General features: G+C 72.6%; 17 protein-coding genes and 1 tRNA gene. 8 read left to right on the forward strand and 10 right to left on the reverse strand.

From position 1 onward, the window contains the following. Positions 1-8 precede the first annotated feature (8 nt). Complete coding sequence (gene fabG / locus OG505_RS32420; protein WP_405429803.1) at positions 9-767, forward strand: 3-oxoacyl-ACP reductase FabG; 759 nt, start codon at positions 9-11, stop codon at positions 765-767. 29 nt (positions 768-796) lie between these two features. Here fabG and OG505_RS32425 read toward each other — a convergent pair whose 3' ends face one another. The 3 genes from OG505_RS32425 to OG505_RS32435 all read right to left on the reverse strand — a co-directional run bounded on the left by OG505_RS32425 (position 797) and on the right by OG505_RS32435 (position 1954). Beyond that, the gene (locus tag OG505_RS32425) at positions 797-1213 is read right to left on the reverse strand and encodes a hypothetical protein (RefSeq protein WP_393054030.1); all 417 of its coding nucleotides are present in this window, start codon (positions 1211-1213) and stop codon (positions 797-799) included. Continuing rightward, entirely contained in the window at positions 1206-1598 is a 393-nt protein-coding gene (locus OG505_RS32430; protein WP_405429804.1) for a hypothetical protein, read from the reverse strand. The genes OG505_RS32425 and OG505_RS32430 overlap by 8 nt, the downstream gene beginning before the upstream one ends. Positions 1599-1660: 62 nt before the next feature. After that, positions 1661-1954 carry a PPE family protein, SVP subgroup gene (locus OG505_RS32435; RefSeq protein WP_405429805.1) on the reverse strand — a complete coding sequence of 98 codons (294 nt, stop codon included), beginning with the start codon at positions 1952-1954 and terminating at the stop codon, positions 1661-1663. A 216-nt stretch (positions 1955-2170) separates the two neighbouring features. Here OG505_RS32435 and OG505_RS32440 point away from each other — a divergent pair, with 216 nt between their 5' ends. Beyond that, a complete protein-coding gene (locus OG505_RS32440; protein WP_405429806.1) occupies positions 2171-3073 on the forward strand; it encodes a Gfo/Idh/MocA family protein in 903 nt (300 codons plus the stop codon). 554 nt (positions 3074-3627) lie between these two features. After that, positions 3628-4425, forward strand: a complete 798-nt coding sequence (gene erm, locus OG505_RS32445; RefSeq protein WP_405429807.1) for an ErmE/ErmH/ErmO/ErmR family 23S rRNA (adenine(2058)-N(6))-methyltransferase — start codon at positions 3628-3630, stop codon at positions 4423-4425. An 8-nt stretch (positions 4426-4433) separates the two neighbouring features. On the opposite strand, the gene OG505_RS32450 is transcribed toward erm, so the two are convergent. Further along, positions 4434-4625, reverse strand: a complete 192-nt coding sequence (locus OG505_RS32450) for a DUF2795 domain-containing protein (protein ID WP_234585931.1) — start codon at positions 4623-4625, stop codon at positions 4434-4436. Between the two features lie 100 nt (positions 4626-4725). Here OG505_RS32450 and OG505_RS32455 point away from each other — a divergent pair, with 100 nt between their 5' ends. Beyond that, entirely contained in the window at positions 4726-5982 is a 1257-nt protein-coding gene (locus tag OG505_RS32455) for an erythromycin esterase family protein (RefSeq protein ID WP_405429808.1), read from the forward strand. Between the two features lie 59 nt (positions 5983-6041). On the opposite strand, the gene OG505_RS32460 is transcribed toward OG505_RS32455, so the two are convergent. The 3 genes from OG505_RS32460 to OG505_RS32470 all read right to left on the reverse strand — a co-directional run bounded on the left by OG505_RS32460 (position 6042) and on the right by OG505_RS32470 (position 9260). After that, positions 6042-8252 carry an MMPL family transporter gene (locus tag OG505_RS32460; RefSeq protein WP_405429809.1) on the reverse strand — a complete coding sequence of 737 codons (2211 nt, stop codon included), beginning with the start codon at positions 8250-8252 and terminating at the stop codon, positions 6042-6044. 35 nt (positions 8253-8287) lie between these two features. Next, the gene (locus OG505_RS32465) at positions 8288-8839 is read right to left on the reverse strand and encodes a TetR/AcrR family transcriptional regulator (protein WP_405429811.1); all 552 of its coding nucleotides are present in this window, start codon (positions 8837-8839) and stop codon (positions 8288-8290) included. A 100-nt stretch (positions 8840-8939) separates the two neighbouring features. Beyond that, positions 8940-9260 (reverse strand): winged helix-turn-helix transcriptional regulator, encoded by a 321-nt coding sequence (locus OG505_RS32470; RefSeq protein WP_405434854.1) that lies wholly within the window; start codon positions 9258-9260, stop codon positions 8940-8942. Positions 9261-9450: 190 nt separating this feature from the next. Between OG505_RS32470 and OG505_RS32475 the strand changes: the two genes are divergently transcribed. The 4 genes from OG505_RS32475 to OG505_RS32490 all read left to right on the forward strand — a co-directional run bounded on the left by OG505_RS32475 (position 9451) and on the right by OG505_RS32490 (position 14967). Beyond that, positions 9451-10968 carry an MFS transporter gene (locus tag OG505_RS32475; protein WP_405429813.1) on the forward strand — a complete coding sequence of 506 codons (1518 nt, stop codon included), beginning with the start codon at positions 9451-9453 and terminating at the stop codon, positions 10966-10968. Continuing rightward, positions 10965-11924: a DNA polymerase domain-containing protein gene (locus tag OG505_RS32480; protein ID WP_405429815.1), complete on the forward strand. Its 960-nt coding sequence runs from the start codon at positions 10965-10967 to the stop codon at positions 11922-11924. The genes OG505_RS32475 and OG505_RS32480 overlap by 4 nt, the downstream gene beginning before the upstream one ends. A gap of 98 nt (positions 11925-12022) precedes the next feature. After that, the gene (locus OG505_RS32485) at positions 12023-12505 is read left to right on the forward strand and encodes a helix-turn-helix transcriptional regulator (protein ID WP_374109285.1); all 483 of its coding nucleotides are present in this window, start codon (positions 12023-12025) and stop codon (positions 12503-12505) included. 80 nt (positions 12506-12585) lie between these two features. Further along, positions 12586-14967 carry an ATP-binding cassette domain-containing protein gene (locus tag OG505_RS32490; RefSeq protein ID WP_405429816.1) on the forward strand — a complete coding sequence of 794 codons (2382 nt, stop codon included), beginning with the start codon at positions 12586-12588 and terminating at the stop codon, positions 14965-14967. A gap of 477 nt (positions 14968-15444) precedes the next feature. Here the strand turns inward: OG505_RS32490 and OG505_RS32495 are convergent. The 3 genes from OG505_RS32495 to OG505_RS32505 all read right to left on the reverse strand — a co-directional run bounded on the left by OG505_RS32495 (position 15445) and on the right by OG505_RS32505 (position 17333). Then, positions 15445-15516, reverse strand: a tRNA-Arg gene (locus OG505_RS32495). Positions 15517-15608: 92 nt separating this feature from the next. Then, positions 15609-16301, reverse strand: a complete 693-nt coding sequence (locus tag OG505_RS32500; RefSeq protein WP_405429817.1) for a winged helix-turn-helix domain-containing protein — start codon at positions 16299-16301, stop codon at positions 15609-15611. Positions 16302-16664: 363 nt separating this feature from the next. Further along, positions 16665-17333 (reverse strand): DUF305 domain-containing protein, encoded by a 669-nt coding sequence (locus OG505_RS32505; RefSeq protein ID WP_405429818.1) that lies wholly within the window; start codon positions 17331-17333, stop codon positions 16665-16667. Position 17334 lies beyond the last annotated feature (1 nt).

The following is a 17334-nucleotide window of genomic DNA, read 5'->3' on the forward strand; positions in this document are numbered from 1 at the left end:
AGGTAATCATGTCGGAGGAGCCCCGCGTCGCCATCGTCACCGGAGCCGCGCGCGGTATCGGCGCGGCCACCGCCCGGCGGTTGGCCGCCGACGGGATGGCCGTCGCCGTGGTCGACATCGAGGAGGCCGCCACCAAGGAGACGGTGGACGCCATCGTCGGCGCGGGCGGCCGTGCGCTCGGCGTGGCCGCCGACGTGTCCGACCGGGACCAGGTGGAGGCCGCCGTCGAGCGGGTCGCCGCCGAGCTGGGCGCCCCCACCGTGCTGGTCAACAACGCCGGTGTGCTCCGCGACAACCTGCTGTTCAAGATGACCAACGCCGACTGGGACACGGTGATGGGCGTGCACCTGCGCGGCGCGTTCCTGTTCAGCCAGGCAGCCCAGAAGCACATGGTGGACCGCAAGTGGGGGCGGATCGTCAACCTGTCCAGCACGTCCGCCCTGGGCAACCGGGGCCAGGCGAACTACGCGGCGGCCAAGGCGGGCCTACAGGGCTTCACCAAGACGCTCGCCATCGAGCTGGGGCCGTTCGGGGTGACCGTCAACGCGGTCGCGCCGGGCTTCATCGTCACCGACATGACCGCCGCCACCGCCGCCCGCATGAAGGTCGACTTCGAGGACCTCCAGAAGCACGCCGCCGCCGAGATCCCGGTGCGTCGCCCGGGTCGCCCGGAGGACGTCGCGCACACCATCTCGTTCTTGACCAGTGAGGGGGCGGGCTTCGTCTCCGGGCAGGTCATCTACGTCGCTGGCGGCCCGCGGGCCTGACGCGCGCCCTCGTCACGCGGCCCGGCCGGTCAGGCCGGGTCGCGGCGGGTGCGCCAGAGCCAGAACAGGCCGAGCACCGGCAGTACCAGCGGGATGTAGCCGTACCCGCTGCCGAACTGCGACCACACCGTCTCGTCGGGGAACAGGTCCTTGTCGACCACGCTGAGGATGCCGACGGCGACGACCCCGACCAACTCCACCGAGCAGCAGGCCAACGCCACCCGTCGGCCGGTGTGCCCGGCGCGGGCCAGACCCACCGCGGCCACGATGTAGATGAGCGCGGCCAGAGCGGAGAGCAGGTACGCCACCGGCGCCTCGTCGAACTTGGTGGCGATCTGCAGACCTGCCCGGCTGGTCGCCGCGATGGCGAAGAGCAGGTAGACCGCGATCAGCAGCCGGCCTGGACCGGCGTTCGTGGCGCGTCGGGTCGGTCGTGTCTCAACCACCGAGGACCTCCCAGGTCTGCTGCAACCGGACCACCACGACCGGCGCGACCAGGCAGACCGCGCAGACGATCGCCGACCCCCAGCGGGTCGGCTCCATCCGGGCCAGCACCCACGCCAGCGGCGGCAGGCAGACCAGCGTGGCCAGGTAGCCGTAGAACGCGCCGGGCTCGCCCGGCCGGTCCCCGCCACCGACCGCGACCAGGGCCAGCACCCCCAATGCGAGCAGCGCCACCTCCAGTACGGCCAGCCCGGCGAACTGCACCCGGTCCGGTGGCCGGTGGCGTACCGCCGCGACCAGCGCCCACACGGCGACGAGCAGCGACAGCACGATCGACACCGTCGCGAGGAGCCCGTCCACCGGCGAGTCGGCGGCCGCGCTCGTCATCGGCCCCACCTGGTCGTTGCCTCGGTCACCGGCACAGCCTACTAACCGTCGTAGTACCCGGGTCACGCTGCCTGGCCGCCGCGTTGGCGGCGGGTCGCCGAGGGGTGTGCGGCCGCTGTAGAGCTGCCCCATGAGTGGGGCAACGCCAGCCGCCCGACCCGCCCGGCCCGCCCGGCCTGCCCGCCCGGCCTGCCCGCCCGGCCTGCCCGCCCGGCCTGCCCGCCCGGCCTGCCCGCCCGGCCTGCCCGCCCGGCCGGCCCGCCCGGCCGGCCCGCCCGGCCGGCCCGCCCGGCTTCGCCCAACCCAAGATCGTGCTCGACCCAGGAAGTAGTGGCGTCGGGCGCGAACGAGGCCACTGGATCCTGGATCGAGCGCGATCAAGGGGGTGGTCGTCCTGCCGGGCGACGGCACCCGGTCGGTCGCCTCGTCGTTGGTGTGCGTGGTTCGTTGGTCACTGGTACGGGGCATTGGGCTGCTGTGGTTGGCGACCCGCCGCCGGTGAGCCGGGTGGGGCGACTAGCGTGGATCACGTCGTGGCGTCGCCACGGTGCGGGGAAACAGCGGAGGTACACGTGCTGCGGTTCGGCTTGTTCGGCACCGGTCACTGGGCGATCGAGACGCACGGGAAGGCGCTGCACGCACATCCCGACGCGGAGCTGGTGGGGGTGTGGGGTCGCAACCCGGAGCGGGCGTCCGCGCTGGCCGAGCGGTACGGGGTGCCCGCCTACGCCGAGGTCGACGCGCTGATCGAGCAGTGTGAGGCGATCGCTGTCGCCCTGCCGCCGGACGTTCAGGCCGACATCGCGGTCCGTGCCGCCACCGCCGGCCGTCACCTGCTGCTGGACAAGCCGCTGGCGCTCTCCTTCGAGGACGCCGACCGGGTGGTCGCCGCAGCCGAGGCGTCCGGGGTCGCCTCGGTCGTGTTCTTCACCCAGCGGTTCCAGCCGAACGTCACCGCGTTCCTCGCCGCGACCGCCGCCGCCGGCGGCTGGCAGCACGGCCGTACCACCGCCTTCGCGTCGATCTTCCAGGAGGGCAGCCCGTACGGCGGCTCCCTGTGGCGTCGCGAGCACGGCGCGCTCTGGGACATTGCCCCGCACGCGCTCTCCATTCTGCTGCCGGTGCTGGGGCGGGTGACCCAGGTGGCGGCGATGGACGGGCCGAGCGGGATGGTGCACCTGCTGCTCACCCACGAGGGCGGTGCCACCAGCAGCGCCTCGCTGTCCCTGGACGCCCCGCCTGAGGCGATGGCCCGGGAGTTCGTGTTCTACGGCGAGAACGGGATCGAGACCGTCCCGGCCGGCGAGAACGACGCCGCCACGGCGTTCGGTGTCGCGATCGACCAGCTCGTCGAGCAGGTACGGGCCGGCACCCGCGACCACCGCTGCGACGTCCGCTTCGGCCGCGAGGTCGTCGCGATCCTCGCCGCCGCCGAAACCGCCCGCACCGAATCCCGCACAATCCCCCTCCCGTAACCCCACCCCCCGACCCCACCCACCCAGCGCACCCGCCCCGCCCCGCCCCGCCCCCACCCCCGCCCACGCACCCCCAACCGCCCACCCCACCCTCGTGATCAAGAGCTTTGCGTCACCGCGCTCGGCGTGTCGTGACGCAAACCTCTTGATCACCGCGCCAACCCGGTGGGGAGGCAGCGCCGAGCCGGTGGGAAAATGGGTGGGGGACTGGGGTGGGGGTCGGTAGGGTGGGGGCATGATCACGCATGCCCTGATCGAGGGGGTCGGTACGTCGGCCGCCTGGGGTGCCCTGCTGGTGTCCCGTCCGCGCGTCCGGCGTCCGGCCCTGACGGGCTGGGACGCGTGACCTGCCGCTGATCGGTCCACTTCGCGGTGTGCTGGGGCTGTCGTCCCGCCGCCGCTGATCCTTCGCCACGGCACGAGGCTGTCGCCTCGTCATCGCGTACCCGCGCATCGTCCAGGGCCGTCCGAGTCCCGATCCACTCGGACAGGTCCGGCAATTCCTGCTGCCTGTCCAGCCCGTCGCCGAGCGGCGACAGACAGGACGACGACCCGTGGCGCCTCGCCCGTTCCGATCAACCGAACGTGACCGGTCCCGTCGCGTACTCAGCCAGAACTTTCTCGTCGACCGCGCGGCCGTCCAGCGGGTGGTCCGCGCCGCCGACCCCGATCCGGCCGGGCTCCTGCTGGAGGTCGGCGCTGGCCGGGGGCAGCTCACCCGACCGCTCGCGCCCCGGTGTGGGCGGCTGACGGCGTACGAGGTGGACCCGGCCGCCCGCAGCGCGTTGGCCGCCGTCTGCGCCCAGCTGTCCAACGTGGAGCATTGGCAGGCCGACTTCCTGGCCGCCGAGCCGCCACCGGAGCCGTTCGCGGTGGTCGGCAACATCCCGTGGTCGCTGACCTCCGCCGTGGTGCGGTGGTGCCTCGCCGCGCCCCGGTTGCGGTCCGCGACTCTGCTCACCCAACTGGAGTACGCCCGCCGGCGCAGCGGCGACTACGGCCGGTGGACCCGGCTCACCGTCTCGACCTGGCCGGAGTTCGGGTGGCGGCTGGCGGGGCGGGTGCCACGTACCGCGTTCCGGCCGGTGCCGGCGGTCGACGCCGGGATCCTGCGCATCGAGCGGCGGCCGGAGCCGCTGCTGCTGGCGGCGGCTCTGCCGGCGTACCGAAGGCTCGTGGGGTGGGGTTTCGAGGGCGTCGGCGGCTCGCTCGCCGCGACCCTGCGCCGGCACCACCCGCCGGCCCGGGTCGCGGCCGCCCTGCGCGCGACCCGGATCGCGTCGGACACCCCCGTGGGGTACGTCTGGCCGGAGCAGTGGCTGGTGCTGTTCCGGCTGCTGCACGCGCGGTGACCCGCCGGTCAGGCGAGGGTGGTGAGCGCCTCGCTCAGCTCGGCCGGCGACTCGAACTGTTCGGCCGGCAACGCCTGCAACATCTGCAACATGGCCGTGCTGGCCCCGTTCTCCTGCCCCCAACGGACGAGGTCCTCGCGGGAGACCGGGTAGTCGAGCCCGGCCAGGTACTCCTGCAACTGCACGCCGGTGACCGTCATGCCGGTCGGCTACCCGCTCGCCGCTCCCGTACACGCTCACGGCGTGTCGGTGGGCGACGCGCCGACGGTTTGTCGACGCGACCGCCGGGTAGCCGCTGCCATGCTGGTTCAGCGGCTCGGCGCGCCGAGCGACTTCGACCCGTTGCTGGAGCGCGTCCGGGACGCCCGGGTGGTGATGATCGGCGAGTCCACCCACGGCAGCTACGACTACTACCGGCTGCGCGAGCAGCTCACCCGTCGGCTGATCGCGGAGTGCGGCTTCTCGTTCGTGGCCGTGGAGGGCGACTGGCCGGACTGCGACCGGGTGCACCGCTCGGTCACCGCCGCGCCGGGCGGTGCCCTCGATCCACAGACGGCGCTGGAGCGCTTCGAACGGTGGCCGACCTGGATGTGGGCGAACGCCGAGGTGGCGCGGTTCTGCCGCTGGCTGCGGGCGTGGAACCTGGAGCGGCCGGAGGACGGGCGGGCGGGCTTTCACGGGCTCGACGTGTACAGCCTCTGGGAGTCGATGCAGGCGATCTTCGACTATCTGGGCGAGGAGGACCCGGCCTCGCTGGAGGCGGCGCAGGACGCGTACCGGTGCTTCGAGCCGTACGGCAAGCGGGTCGAGGAGTACGGCGCGGCCAGCCGCTTCGTCTCGGCCCGCTGCGAGGAGGAGGTCGTCCGGCTGCTGGCGCGTACCCGGGAACAGGCCATGTCGGACGGCCCGGACCGCTTCTCGGCCTGGCAGAACGCGGAGGTGGTGGCCGGCGCGGAGCGGTACTACCGGGCGATGGTGGCCGGCGGCCCGGACTCGTGGAACATCCGCGACACCCACATGCAGGGCACGCTGGACCGGCTGCTGCAACGCTACGGCCCGGACGCCCGCGGGATCGTCTGGGCGCACAACACGCACGTGGGGGATGCGCGGGCTACCGACATGGCCGCGGACGGCATGGTCAACATTGGTCAGTTGGCCCGCGAGCGGCACGGCGACGACGCGGTGGCGTTGGTCGGGTTCGGCACCTACCGGGGCACGGTGATCGCCGCTCCCCGGTGGGGCTCGCCGTCGGAGGCGATGGTGGTGCCGCCGGCGCGGGAGGGTTCGGTGGAGCGGCGGTTGCACGAGCTGATGCCGGAGCGGGCGGTGCTCGTCTTCGGCGGCGACGACCAGCCGGGCTGGGTCACCGAACCCGCGGACCATCGGGCGATCGGGGTGGTCTACGACCCGTCCTTCGAGTCCTGGGGCAACTACGTGCCGACCCGGCTGGGCGAACGCTACGACGCCTTCATCTGGTGCGACGAGACGACGGCCCTGCATCCGCTGGCGGTCCCCGCCGCTGCCGGTGAGATGGAGACGTACCCGGCCGGCATGTGAGCAGTGCCGAAAGGTGCGGCGCCCGCGCGGGCGCCGCACCTTTCGTTCATCGGGACGGGTCAGACCCGGGTGGGGGTCTGGGTCGTCAGGTGGGTGCGGAGCCCCTCGCCCTCGATGTCGACGTTCGGCAGGGCGCGGGAGAGCCAGCGGGGCAGCCACCAGGCGCGGTCACCGAGCAGGGACATCACGGCCGGGACGATGGTCATGCGGACCACGAAGGCGTCGATGGCCACACCGACGGCCAGCGCGAAGCCCATCGACTTGATCACCGGGTCGTCGAGGAAGACGAAGCCCCCGAACACCGAGATCATGATCAGCGCGGCGGCGGTGACCACGCGGGCGCCGTGCCCCATGCCGCTGATCGTGGCCTGCCGGGCGGTCTCGCCGTGCACGAAGTCCTCGCGCATCCGGGACACCAGGAACACCTCGTAGTCCATCGCGAGCCCGAACAGGATGCCGATGAGCAGGATCGGCAGGAAGCTGATCAGCGGGCCGGGCGTGTCCAGGCCTACCAGGTCGGCGAGGTGCCCCTGCTGGAACACCGCCACCGTGATGCCGAACGTGGCGGCGACGGTGAGCAGGAAGCCCAGCGCGGCCTTGACCGGCACCAGCAGCGAGCGGAACACCAGCATCAGCAGCAGGACCGACAGCCCGACCACCAGCAGCAGGTAGATCGGCAGCGCGTCGGAGAGCTTCTCGGAAACGTCGATGCCGATCGCGGTGACGCCGGTGAGCAGCACGTCCGCGTCGCGGATCCCGCTCACCGAGCCGCGGATGTCGTGCACCAGCGTCTCGGTGGCCTCGTCGGTCGGGCCGGTCTTCGGCACCACGCCGAGCAGCGCCGTCCGGCCGTCCGGGCTGAGCTGGGCGGGCGCCACCGCGAGGACGTTCTCGGTGCGCTGGAGCAGCGCGGTGACCTGCGGCACGGCGGCCGAGGTGGCCTGCGGCGAGTCACCGGCGACCACCACCGCCAGTCGACCGGTGAAGCCCGCGCCGAAGCCCTCGGTGATCAGGTCGTTCGACACCCGGGCCGGCGAGCCGACGGCCGCCGTCGAGGCGTCCGGCAGCGCCAGCCGCATGTCCGGCGTGGGCAGCGCGAGCAGCCCCAGGCCGAGCAGGCCGACCAGGATGACGGGTACGCGGAACCGGGTGACGAACCGCGCCCAGCGGAAGCCGAACCGGGACTGGTCCTCGGTGGCCGCGTTCGTCTCGTTGGCCGGTCCGTTGGCGGTGGCAGCGGTCTCGTCGGTGCCGACGGCGCGCAGCCGGCGGGGGAGGACCCGGCGTCCGGCGAAGCCGAGCAGCGCCGGCTGGAGGGTGATGGCGACGAGCACGGCCACGGTGACGGTGCCGGCGGCGGCGAGACCCATCACGGTGAGGAACGGGATGTCCACCACGGCCAGCCCGGCGAGCGCGATGACAACTGTGGCGCCCGCGAAGACCACGGCGGAGCCGGCGGTGCCCACGGCCCGGCCGACCGCCTCGTCCGGCGGTAGGCCGTCGAGCAGGTTCTGCCGGTGCCGGGAGGTGATGAACAGCGAGTAGTCGATGCCCACGGCGAGGCCCAGCATCAGCGCGAGAATCGGTGCCGTGCTGGTCAACTGGACGACGCCGCTCAGCGCGAACAGGCCGGCCATGCCGGCGCCCACGCCGATCAGCGCGTTGAGCATGGTCATCCCGGCGGCCACCAGCGAACCGAAGGTGATGATCAGAACGATCGCGGCGACCAGGACGCCGAGCGCCTCGGTCGAGCCGATCTCCGGCTCCCCGCCCAGCACCTCGCCGCCCGGGGCGACCTGCCAACCCTGTGCCTTGGCCGCCGAGCCGACCTGCTCGTACGCGGCCTTCTGCTCGTCGGTCACCTCGTCCGCGCCGGTGGCGAACTGGACCTGGACCAGCGCGTACCGGCCGTCGGGCGAGACCGCGCCGACCTGGAGCGGGTTGACCGCGCCGACCACGCCGGGCAGCGTCCCGGCCTGCTGGACCAGCTCCTGCACCACGGCCTGGCCCTGTGGGGTGCCGAGTTGGCCGTCTCCGGGCGCCTTGACCGCGATGGTGCCGGTCGCGCCGCTGGCCGCGGGGAACTGCTCGGCGAGCAGGTCGAGCGCGCGCTGGCTCTCGGTGCCGGGCATGGTGAAGTTGCTCGCCGTCGGGCCGCGCAGGGTCGCCGCGGCCAGGCCGGCGCCGACGAGTACGACGAGCCAGAGCGCGACGACGAGCCGTCGCCGGCGCAACGCGCCCCGGCCGAGCCGGTAGAGCAGGGTGGCCATCAGGAGTCCTTGTCCTCGGGTCGTGGGTGGGTGGGTCAGGGTGCGTCGACGGGTTCGACGGCCCGCCGCACGAGGGCGAGCAGGGCGGCGCGCAGTTCGTCGTCGGGGATGTCGGCGAACTCGGCGCACGCCTCGGAGATGCCGGCCAGCAGCACCAGCGCGGCGATCCGGGCGCCCGGTCGGTCGGAGTGCCCGGCCAACGCGTCGCGCAGCCGGTCGGAGATCTGCTGGATGTGCGCGAACGCCGGCTGGCACAGCAGCTCGGGGAATTCACCGCGCAGCACCGCGATCTCCCGCCGGAACCGGACCGCGAGGTCGACGAAGCCCGCCGCGGCGACCTCCTGGGCGGCCGCGCCGGTCCGGCCGGTGAGCTGGTCGTCGAGGTCGCGCAGCACGCCGATCGCGGGTGCCATCAGCTCGGCGAGCAGGGCTTCCTTGTTGGCGAAGTGGTAGAGCACGGTGGCCTTGGAGCAGCCGACCTCGCGGGCGATGTCCTGCAACGAGGTGCCCCGGTAGCCGGTCACCGCGAACCGTCGCGCCGCCGCGGCGAGGATCTCGCCGTGCGTCTCGGACACCGCTCTGGCCATCACCGGTCCACCTCCGTGAACCAGCATGCCTGACCGATCGGTCAGGCCCTGACCGATCGGTCAGACGAAAGTGGTGGCGTTCCCCACACCGGCGTCTGGTTTAGCCGGCGTGCTCGGCGTCGTACCTGGTCCGCGCCTCGGCGATGGCCCGGCGGTGCCGTTCGGCCCAACTGGTCAGCGCCACCAGCGACTCGTACAGCTCCAGCGCCATCGGCGTGGCCGTGTACTCCACCTTCGGCGGGACGGTCGGATAGACCGTGCGGTGCAGCAGGCCGTCGCGCTCCAGGTTGCGCAGGGTCAGGGTGAGCATCCGGCGGCTGATGCCCTCGATGTGCCGCTCCAACTCGGTGAAGCGCACCGGACCGTGCGAGGCCGCCACCAGGATGCCGATGCTCCACTTGCCGCCGACGCGGTCGAGCACTTCGCGGACGGTGCACGCCCGGGCCTGCCCGGGGGTGAAGGGAACGTTCCCGGCGACGCAGGTGAACCCCGCCTCGGCCGGGGCGGACACATCGCTGTTCCTCTGGGACACAACAGTGCCTCCTTCCGCTCCCGCTCATGGTCACAGACGATGGCGTCAGTAACAAATCGTGCACCAAGGAGGAGTCCTCGTGGACCGAGTCGCCCCGTCCCGCTGGCCAGCGCTGCTGGTGCTCTGCGCCGGCAGCCTGATGATCATCCTGGACGGCAGTGTCGTGTCGGTGGCGCTGCCGTCCGTGCAACGCGACCTGGGTTTCACCGCCACCGGGCTGGCCTGGGTCGTCAACGCCTATCTGGTGGCGTTCGGCGGGCTGCTGCTGCTCGCCGGCCGCCTCGGCGACCTGCTCGGCCGACGCCGGATCTTCCTGGTCGGAGTCGCGCTGTTCACCGTGGCCTCGGCGGCCTGCGCGGTCGCCACCGGGCCGGCCCTGCTCGTCGGCGCGCGGTTCGGCCAGGGCGTCGGCGGGGCGCTGGCCATGGCGGTCAGCCTCGGCATGATCGTTCGGCTCTACCCCGAGCCGGCCGAGCGGGCCCGCGCCATCGCCGTCTTCAGCTTCACCGGGGCGGCCGGCGCGTCGGTCGGCACGGTCGCCGGCGGGCTGCTCACCGAACTCGCCGGCTGGCGTTCGATCTTCCTGGTGAACCTGCCGATCGGGGCGGCGATCCTGCTCGCCGCCGTCCGCCGGCTCCCCGCCGAACGCGGCATCGGCCTGCGGGCCGGCCTCGACGTGCCCGGCGCGCTGCTCGCCACCGCCGGCCTGATGGCCGCCGTACTGGGCATCGTGGGGACGGGCGAGCACGGCTGGACCAGCCCGCGGACCCTCGGCGCGACGGCCATCGCCGCGCTGCTGCTCGGCGGCTTCGCCGTACGCCAACAGGTGGCGGCGACCCCGCTGCTGCCGGCCCGGGTGCTGCGCGTGCCGGGTCTGGTCGCGGCGAACACCGTGCAGTTCCTCATGGTGGCCGCGTACTTCGGCTTCCAGTTCCTGCTCGCCGTGGAACTGCAACTGGTGTTCGGGCTGGACGCGGCGGCGACCGGCTGGGCGTTCCTGCCCACCCCGGTGGTGATCGCGGTGGTGTCACTCGGCCTGGCCGGTCGGCTGATCGCCCGCTGGGGCGCCCGGACCGTACTACTGATCGGGCTCGGCCTCGCCACCGTCGGTTTCCTGCTGCTCGCCCGGCTGCCCGCCGACGGCGGCTACCTCGCCGACGTACTCCCCGCGATGGTGCTCTTCGGGGTGGCCGGCGGTCTGACCCTGCCGGCGGTCACGACGCTGGCCATGGTCGGCGCGACCGACGCCGACGCCGGGCTCGCGTCCGGGCTGGCCAACACCACCCAGCAGGTCGGCGGGGCGGTCGGCCTGGCCGCGCTGGCGACCCTCGCCGCTTCTCACAGCGACGGCCTACGGGCCGCCGGTCGGGCCGAGGTGGCCGCGCTGGCCGGTGGCTACCGCGTCGCGTACGCCGTGGCCGCCGCCCTGGTGTTCGCCGCGCTTCTGGTGGCGCTGGGCACGCTGCCCCGACGGCCGGCCGGCTCACGGCCCGAAACCGACACGCCAGTCGACGACGGCGGGCGTGGTGATCGTTCCGGGTCGAAGCGCCGCGTCCGGTTGACCGACGAGGCCGAGGCGGCGAGGGTGATCGGGTGAGTGAGGCTGACGAGACTCGTGACGGCGTGGCCCTGACCAACCTGGACCAGCCGCTGTCCGACCGTGACGACGCGACCAAACGCGACCTCGTCGACTACCTCGACGCCGTCCGGGAGCCGATCATCGGGCAGCTGCGGGACCGTCCGCTGTCGGTGATCCGGGTCCGCCCCGGCCAGCCGCCGTTCATGCAGAAGAACCTGCCCCGCTACACCCCGGAGTGGGTCCGCCGGGTGCCGGTCTGGGCCGAGGCGTCGCACCGGGAGATCTCGTACGCCCTCTGCGACGACCGGCGCACCCTGCTCTGGTTCGCCAACCAGCGGGCGGTCGAGTACCACCCGACGCTGGCCATGGCGGCCGACCTGCACCGACCGACCCACCTGGTGCTCGACCTGGACCCACCCGAGGGCGACGGGTTCCGCGCGGCCGTCGCCGCTGCCCTGTTGGTCCGCCAGGCGCTCGCCGACGCCGGCCTCGCCGGGGCCGTCAAGACCAGCGGCGCCAAGGGTGTGCACGTCTTCGTCCCGGTGACGGGTGATCCCACCGCCGAGGAGTTGGCCGCCGCCACCAGGGCGCTCGCCGTCCGCGCCGAGCGGCTCGACCCGGCGCTGGCCACGACGGCGTATATCAAGGAGGACCGGGGCGGGAAGGTCTTCGTGGACGCCACCCGCGCCGGCGGGGCGACGGTCGTCGCCGCGTACAGCCCGCGACTGCGGCCCGGGATGCCGGTCTCCTTCCCGGTCGACTGGTCCGATCTGACCGAGGTGACCCCGGCGGACTTCACCATCCGGACGGTGCCGCCGCTGGTCGACGGGACCGACCCGTGGGCCGCGCTGATGCCGGCGCCGCAGGCGCTCCCCGCCGACCTGGTCGCGGAGGGCCGGACCATCCCGGTGGCCCGGGTGCAGGCCATGCACGAGGGCAAGCGCCGGGCCCGCGCCCGCCGTGAAACCGGCTGACGGTACGCGCGCCCCCGGGCTGCCGCGCCCGCCCTGCCGCGCCCGGAGCGCCCGGCGTGATTGCACGATCATCGGTGGCGCCCGGCCCTCGACGGTCCATGTCGTCGGGGGTCTGTGGCACGATTTTCCAGGTGACCAGCCGATCCGCCGAGAGCCAGCGCCTGAGCGATCTCGCGCGGCTGCGCCGTGTCCGCGACCGCATCGACCGGGAGTACGCGCAGCCGTTGGACGTCGAGGCGCTCGCCCGGGGCGTCCACATGTCGGCCGGGCACCTCAGTCGGGAGTTCCGGCTCGCCTACGGCGAATCTCCGTACAGCTATCTCATGACCCGGCGCGTGGAGCGCGCCATGGCGCTGCTGCGTCGCGGCGACCTGAGCGTCACCGATGTCTGTTTCGCGGTCGGCTGCTCATCGCTCGGCACCTTCAGCACCCGCTTCACCGAGCTGGTCGGTGTGCCGCCCAGCACCTACCGGCGGGAGGCGGCGCTCGCGACGGCCGGGCTGCCGTCATGCACGGCGAAGCAGGTGACCAGACCGGTCAGGAATCGAGAAGCGCAGGTCACGCCGCCACCCCTAGCGTGACTGCCACGGGTCGGGTCGGCGCGGCGAGCCGCGTCGGCCGTGACCCCGGGGCTCTGCCCGTCCGAGAAGATGGAGACACCATGAGCAAGGCCACCGACCCGCCCGCGGCGCACGTCGCCGACCGGCACGACCTGATCCGGGTGCAGGGCGCGCGCGTGAACAACCTCAAGGACGTCACGGTCGAGCTTCCGAAGCGACGACTGACGGTGTTCACCGGCGTCTCCGGCTCCGGCAAGAGCTCGCTGGTGTTCGGCACCATCGCGGCCGAGTCGCAGCGGATGATCAACGAGACCTACAGCGCCTTCGTGCAGGGCTTCATGCCGACGCTGACCCGGCCCGAGGTCGACGTGCTGGACGGGCTGACCACCGCGATCATCGTCGACCAGGAGCGGATGGGCGCCAACGCCCGCTCCACCGTCGGCACCGCCACGGACGCCAACGCGATGCTGCGCATCCTCTTCAGCCGGCTCGGGCAGCCGCACATCGGCTCGCCGAACGCGTTCTCCTTCAACGTCCCCTCGGTGCGGGCGACCGGCGCGATCACCGTGGAGCGCGGCGCGGGCCGGACGAAGACCGAGAAGGCGACCTTCAACCGTCTCGGCGGCATGTGTCCGCGCTGCGAGGGCATGGGCGCGGTCACCGACTTCGACCTGTCGGCGCTGTACGACGACAGCAGATCGCTCAACGAGGGCGCGATCACGATCCCCGGCTACAGCATGGAGGGCTGGTACGGCCGGATCTTCCGCGGCTGCGGCTACTTCGACCCGGACAAGCCGATCCGCGAATACACCAAGAAGGAGTTGCAGGACCTGCTCCACCGGGAGCCCACCAAGATCAAGGTCGACGGCATCAACCTGACGTACGTCGGCCTCATCCCGCAGATCCAGAAGTCGTTCCTGGCCAAGGACGTCGACGCGCTGCAACCGCACATCCGTGCCTTCGTGGACCGTGCGGTGACGTTCACGACCTGCCCCGACTGTGGCGGCACCCGGCTCAGCGCGGAGGCCCGCTCGTCGAAGATCGAGGGGAAGAACATCGCCGACGTCTGCGCGATGCAGATCAGCGACCTGGCGGCGTGGGTCCGGGGCATCAGGGAGCCGTCGGTGGCGCCGCTGCTCACCGGGCTGCAACACCTCCTCGACTCGTTCGAGGAGATCGGGTTGGGCTACCTGTCGCTCGACCGGCCCTCGGGCACGCTCTCCGGTGGCGAGGCGCAGCGCACCAAGATGATCCGCCACCTCGGGTCGTCGCTCACCGACGTCACGTACGTCTTCGACGAGCCGACGATCGGGCTGCACCCGCACGACATCGCGCGGATGAACGGCCTGCTGCTGCGCCTGCGGGACAAGGGCAACACCGTCCTGGTGGTGGAGCACAAGCCGGAGGCGATCGCCATCGCCGACCACGTCGTCGATCTCGGGCCGGGCGCCGGCACCGCCGGAGGTGAGGTGGTGTTCGAGGGCACCGTCGACGGGCTGCGCGCCAGCGACACGCTGACCGGGCGGCACCTGGACGACCGGGCCCGCGTGAAAACCTCCGTACGGACGCCGTCGGGTGTGCTCAAGGTGCGTGGCGCGAACACCCACAACCTGCGCGACGTCGACGTCGACATTCCGCTCGGCGTGCTCGTGGTGGTGACCGGTGTGGCCGGTTCGGGAAAGAGTTCGCTGATCCACGGCTCGGTGTCCGGCCGCGACGGGGTGGTGTCGGTCGACCAGAGCGCGATCCGCGGCTCGCGCCGGAGCAACCCGGCGACGTACACGGGGCTGCTCGACCCGATCCGCAAGGCGTTCGCGAAGGCCAACGGTGTGAAGCCGGCCCTGTTCAGCGCCAACTCCGAGGGCGCCTGCCCCGGCTGCAACGGCGCCGGCGTCATCTACACCGACCTGGGGATGATGGCCGGTGTCGCCGCCACCTGCGAGGAGTGCGAGGGCAGGCGGTTCCAGGCATCGGTTCTGGAGTACCGGTTCGGCGGCCGTGACATCAGTGAGGTGCTCGCGATGTCGGTGCGCGAGGCCGAGGCGTTCTTCTCCGCCGGTGACGCGCGTACGCCCGCCGCGCACGCCATCCTCAACCGGCTCGTCGACGTCGGGCTCGGCTACCTCAGCCTCGGCCAGCCGCTGACCACCCTGTCCGGCGGCGAGCGGCAGCGGCTCAAGCTGGCCACCCGGATGGCCGAGAAGGGCGGCGTGTACGTCCTCGACGAGCCGACCACCGGCCTGCACCTCGCCGACGTCGAGCAGCTGCTCGGCCTGCTGGACCGACTGGTCGACTCCGGCAAGTCGGTGATCGTCGTCGAGCATCACCAGGCGGTCATGGCGCACGCCGACTGGATCATCGACCTCGGCCCGGGCGCCGGCCACGACGGCGGCCGGATCGTCTTCGAGGGCACCCCGGCCGATCTCGTCGCCGCCCGCGCCACCCTCACCGGAGAACACCTGGCGGCGTACGTAGGCCGCTGAGCAAAGCCGGGGGGTGCGTCAGCACCCCCCGGCTCCGCGATCTTGCACTTTCGGTCGCGACATAAGGGTACATCCCGCCCATGACGACAACCGAAACTGCAAGATCGCGGAACCTGCGATTTCACGCTGGCCCGCCTGCGCGTCGTGGGCCGGGGCGGTGTGGTGCTCCCGCGCCGCCCGGGGGCCGCGAGCGCCGCCCGGGAGGCGCGGGCCGTCGCCCGGGAGGCGCGAGCCCGCGCCAGGGGGCGCGAGCCCCGCGTCGTTCGGGAGGTGCGAGCCCGCGTCGCTCGGAGCGCGGGCCGTCGCCCGGGGGCGAGCCGTCGCTTGGGGGCCGCGGGCCGTCGCCCGGGAGGCACCTGCCGTCGCCGTTCGACGCGAGCCGGCGCCGGGGCGTGGGGTCCGGGGCTCGGCCCCGGAGCAGAAATGACAAGCGCCCCAGGTCCGCGCTTTTCAGCGGACATGGAGCGCGAAAGCTCGTGCCCCCGGCAGGATTCGAACCTGCGCCCCCGCCTCCGGAGGGCGGTGCTCTATCCCCTGAGCTACGGGGGCTCAGCGACTGGAGAAGACTAGCAAACCTCCCGGGCGTACGCCGAATCGGTATTGGGTGAGCCGATCGTGTCGGTAACCGGCCCATCCGGTGCTCAGGCCGCGATCGCGCGCCCGCAGCTGGGCAGCGGATGCAGGACGATCCGTCGGGGCAGCCGGCGCGGCCACTCGTTGCGCGGCCAGGACCCGTCCACGATCAGGTGCACGGTGCGCTGCTCCTCGCCGCTGAGTCGCAGCACGAAGTCGCGGGGGAGCGGCGGGTCGACCGTCGGCGTAGTGATCATGAAGCGCACCCGGCCCCGGGACGACACGGCGGAGATCACGTCGGCCGCCGGCATCGTGCCGCGCAGCCGGACCCGGCCGATCCAGTAGACCTCGGCCAGGTGCTCCTGGGCCGTCCGGGTGATCGCCGGATACTCGCTGCGTACCCAGCGCTCGACCGCGCTGACGCAGAGTCCGCAGGCCCGCTCGCGCGGTTCCCGCGGACCCAACCCCCAGGCCCGCAGGTACGCCCCGACCGCGCCCGCCTCGAGCGGGAGGTCGAAGCGGCGCTGGATGAGCGTGGTGAGGCTCTGCCGCGTCCACAGCTCCTCGTCCAGGCCGAATTCGTCGGGGTGGACGCCCCGGAGTGTGTCGATCAGTTCGAGTTCCTGTTCGCGGCTGAGCGTTCCCGGCTCGCCCTGCCGCTGTCCGCGACGGACGGCTGCCACCGCCCCGTCACCGCCGATGGTGTGGCGTCGGCACCAACTGGTGACCGAGCGCCGTGCGTCTCTGAGTGCAACCCCCACGTCTTGGGCAACGAGCCCGAATCACAACTGGTCACGATATGTGCGGAGAAAACTCTCTAAGCAACGTAATCGCCCGTGCCGCTCGAATCGACCAAACCGGACTTAACGGGACGGACGGTGCGACGAAGTGGATGGCGGGTGGGTCGGCATGGGGTGGAACGCGGCCTGGAGCCGCCAAGATCCGCACAACTTCCTTCCGGGATGTTGCTGCCTCCCGGCACCGGGAGACAGCAACATCCCGGATACTGCGCGGATCTTGAGGCAGGGCGGGACGGGCGGGGTGGCGTGGGGGCGGACATGACGCGGGCCCGCGTCCCGCCGGTCATCGGCGGTTACGCGGGCCCGGTGTGCCCGTGCGGACGATCAGCCCTTGGCCTGCGCCTGGAGCTGCCGGAGGTTGTTCAGCTCGGACTGCTGGGTGGTCTTCATGGTCTGGGCCACGCGGACCACCTCGGCGTTGTCGGTCTCCGCGAGCGCCGCGTCGACCATGTGGATCCCGCCCAGGTGGTGGGTGTACATCAGGGCCAGGAACTGCCGGTCCACCTCGAGGCCCGTGGCGTCGCGCAACGAGGCCATCTGCTGCGGGGTGGCCATGCCCGGCATCAGCCCGTCCTTGACCGCGGCCCCGTCGGACATCCACGACATCGGCGGCTGCGACCCGGTCGGGCTCAGCTGCCACTCGCGCAGCCAGGTCTGCATGGCGCCGATCTCGCCCTGCTGACCGGTGGCGATGTCGACGGCGATCTGCCGCACCTCGGGCAGCGTCGCCGACCGGTACGCGATCAGACTCATCTCCACCGCCTGGGCGTGGTGGGTCGTCATGTCCCGCGCGAAACCCGCCTCGACCGAGGAGTCACCGGGTCGGGTGAGGCGAGGGGTGAGCAGGCCGCCGGCGTACCCGAGCAGCAGGCCCACCACCACCATGATGGCCAGCGCTGCGAGGCCGTAGCGCCGCGCCGGTGCCGGGCCGCCCTCGTCCGGGGCGGCCACGACGTCGTCGTGCTCGCTGTCGGTGGTGGCGGGAGCAGTCATT

This window comes from Micromonospora sp. NBC_00617 (genome assembly GCF_045161355.1).
In the GTDB taxonomy this organism is placed as follows: domain Bacteria; phylum Actinomycetota; class Actinomycetes; order Mycobacteriales; family Micromonosporaceae; genus Micromonospora.

Bases quoted from the DNA above. Each gene is read 5' to 3' on its own strand.
- OG505_RS32460 (WP_405429809.1), bottom strand. From the start codon at position 8,252: ATGGCCACCCTGCTCTACCGGCTCGGCCGGGGCGCGTTGCGCCGGCGA.
- OG505_RS32505 (WP_405429818.1), bottom strand. From the start codon at position 17,333: ATGACTGCTCCCGCCACCACCGACAGCGAGCACGACGACGTCGTGGCC.
- OG505_RS32465 (WP_405429811.1), bottom strand. From the start codon at position 8,839: ATGGCCAGAGCGGTGTCCGAGACGCACGGCGAGATCCTCGCCGCGGCG.
- OG505_RS32430 (WP_405429804.1), bottom strand. From the start codon at position 1,598: ATGACGAGCGCGGCCGCCGACTCGCCGGTGGACGGGCTCCTCGCGACG.
- OG505_RS32490 (WP_405429816.1), top strand. From the start codon at position 12,586: ATGAGCAAGGCCACCGACCCGCCCGCGGCGCACGTCGCCGACCGGCAC.
- OG505_RS32485 (WP_374109285.1), top strand. From the start codon at position 12,023: ATGTCGTCGGGGGTCTGTGGCACGATTTTCCAGGTGACCAGCCGATCC.
- OG505_RS32450 (WP_234585931.1), bottom strand. From the start codon at position 4,625: ATGACGGTCACCGGCGTGCAGTTGCAGGAGTACCTGGCCGGGCTCGAC.
- fabG (WP_405429803.1), top strand. From the start codon at position 9: ATGTCGGAGGAGCCCCGCGTCGCCATCGTCACCGGAGCCGCGCGCGGT.
- OG505_RS32455 (WP_405429808.1), top strand. From the start codon at position 4,726: ATGCTGGTTCAGCGGCTCGGCGCGCCGAGCGACTTCGACCCGTTGCTG.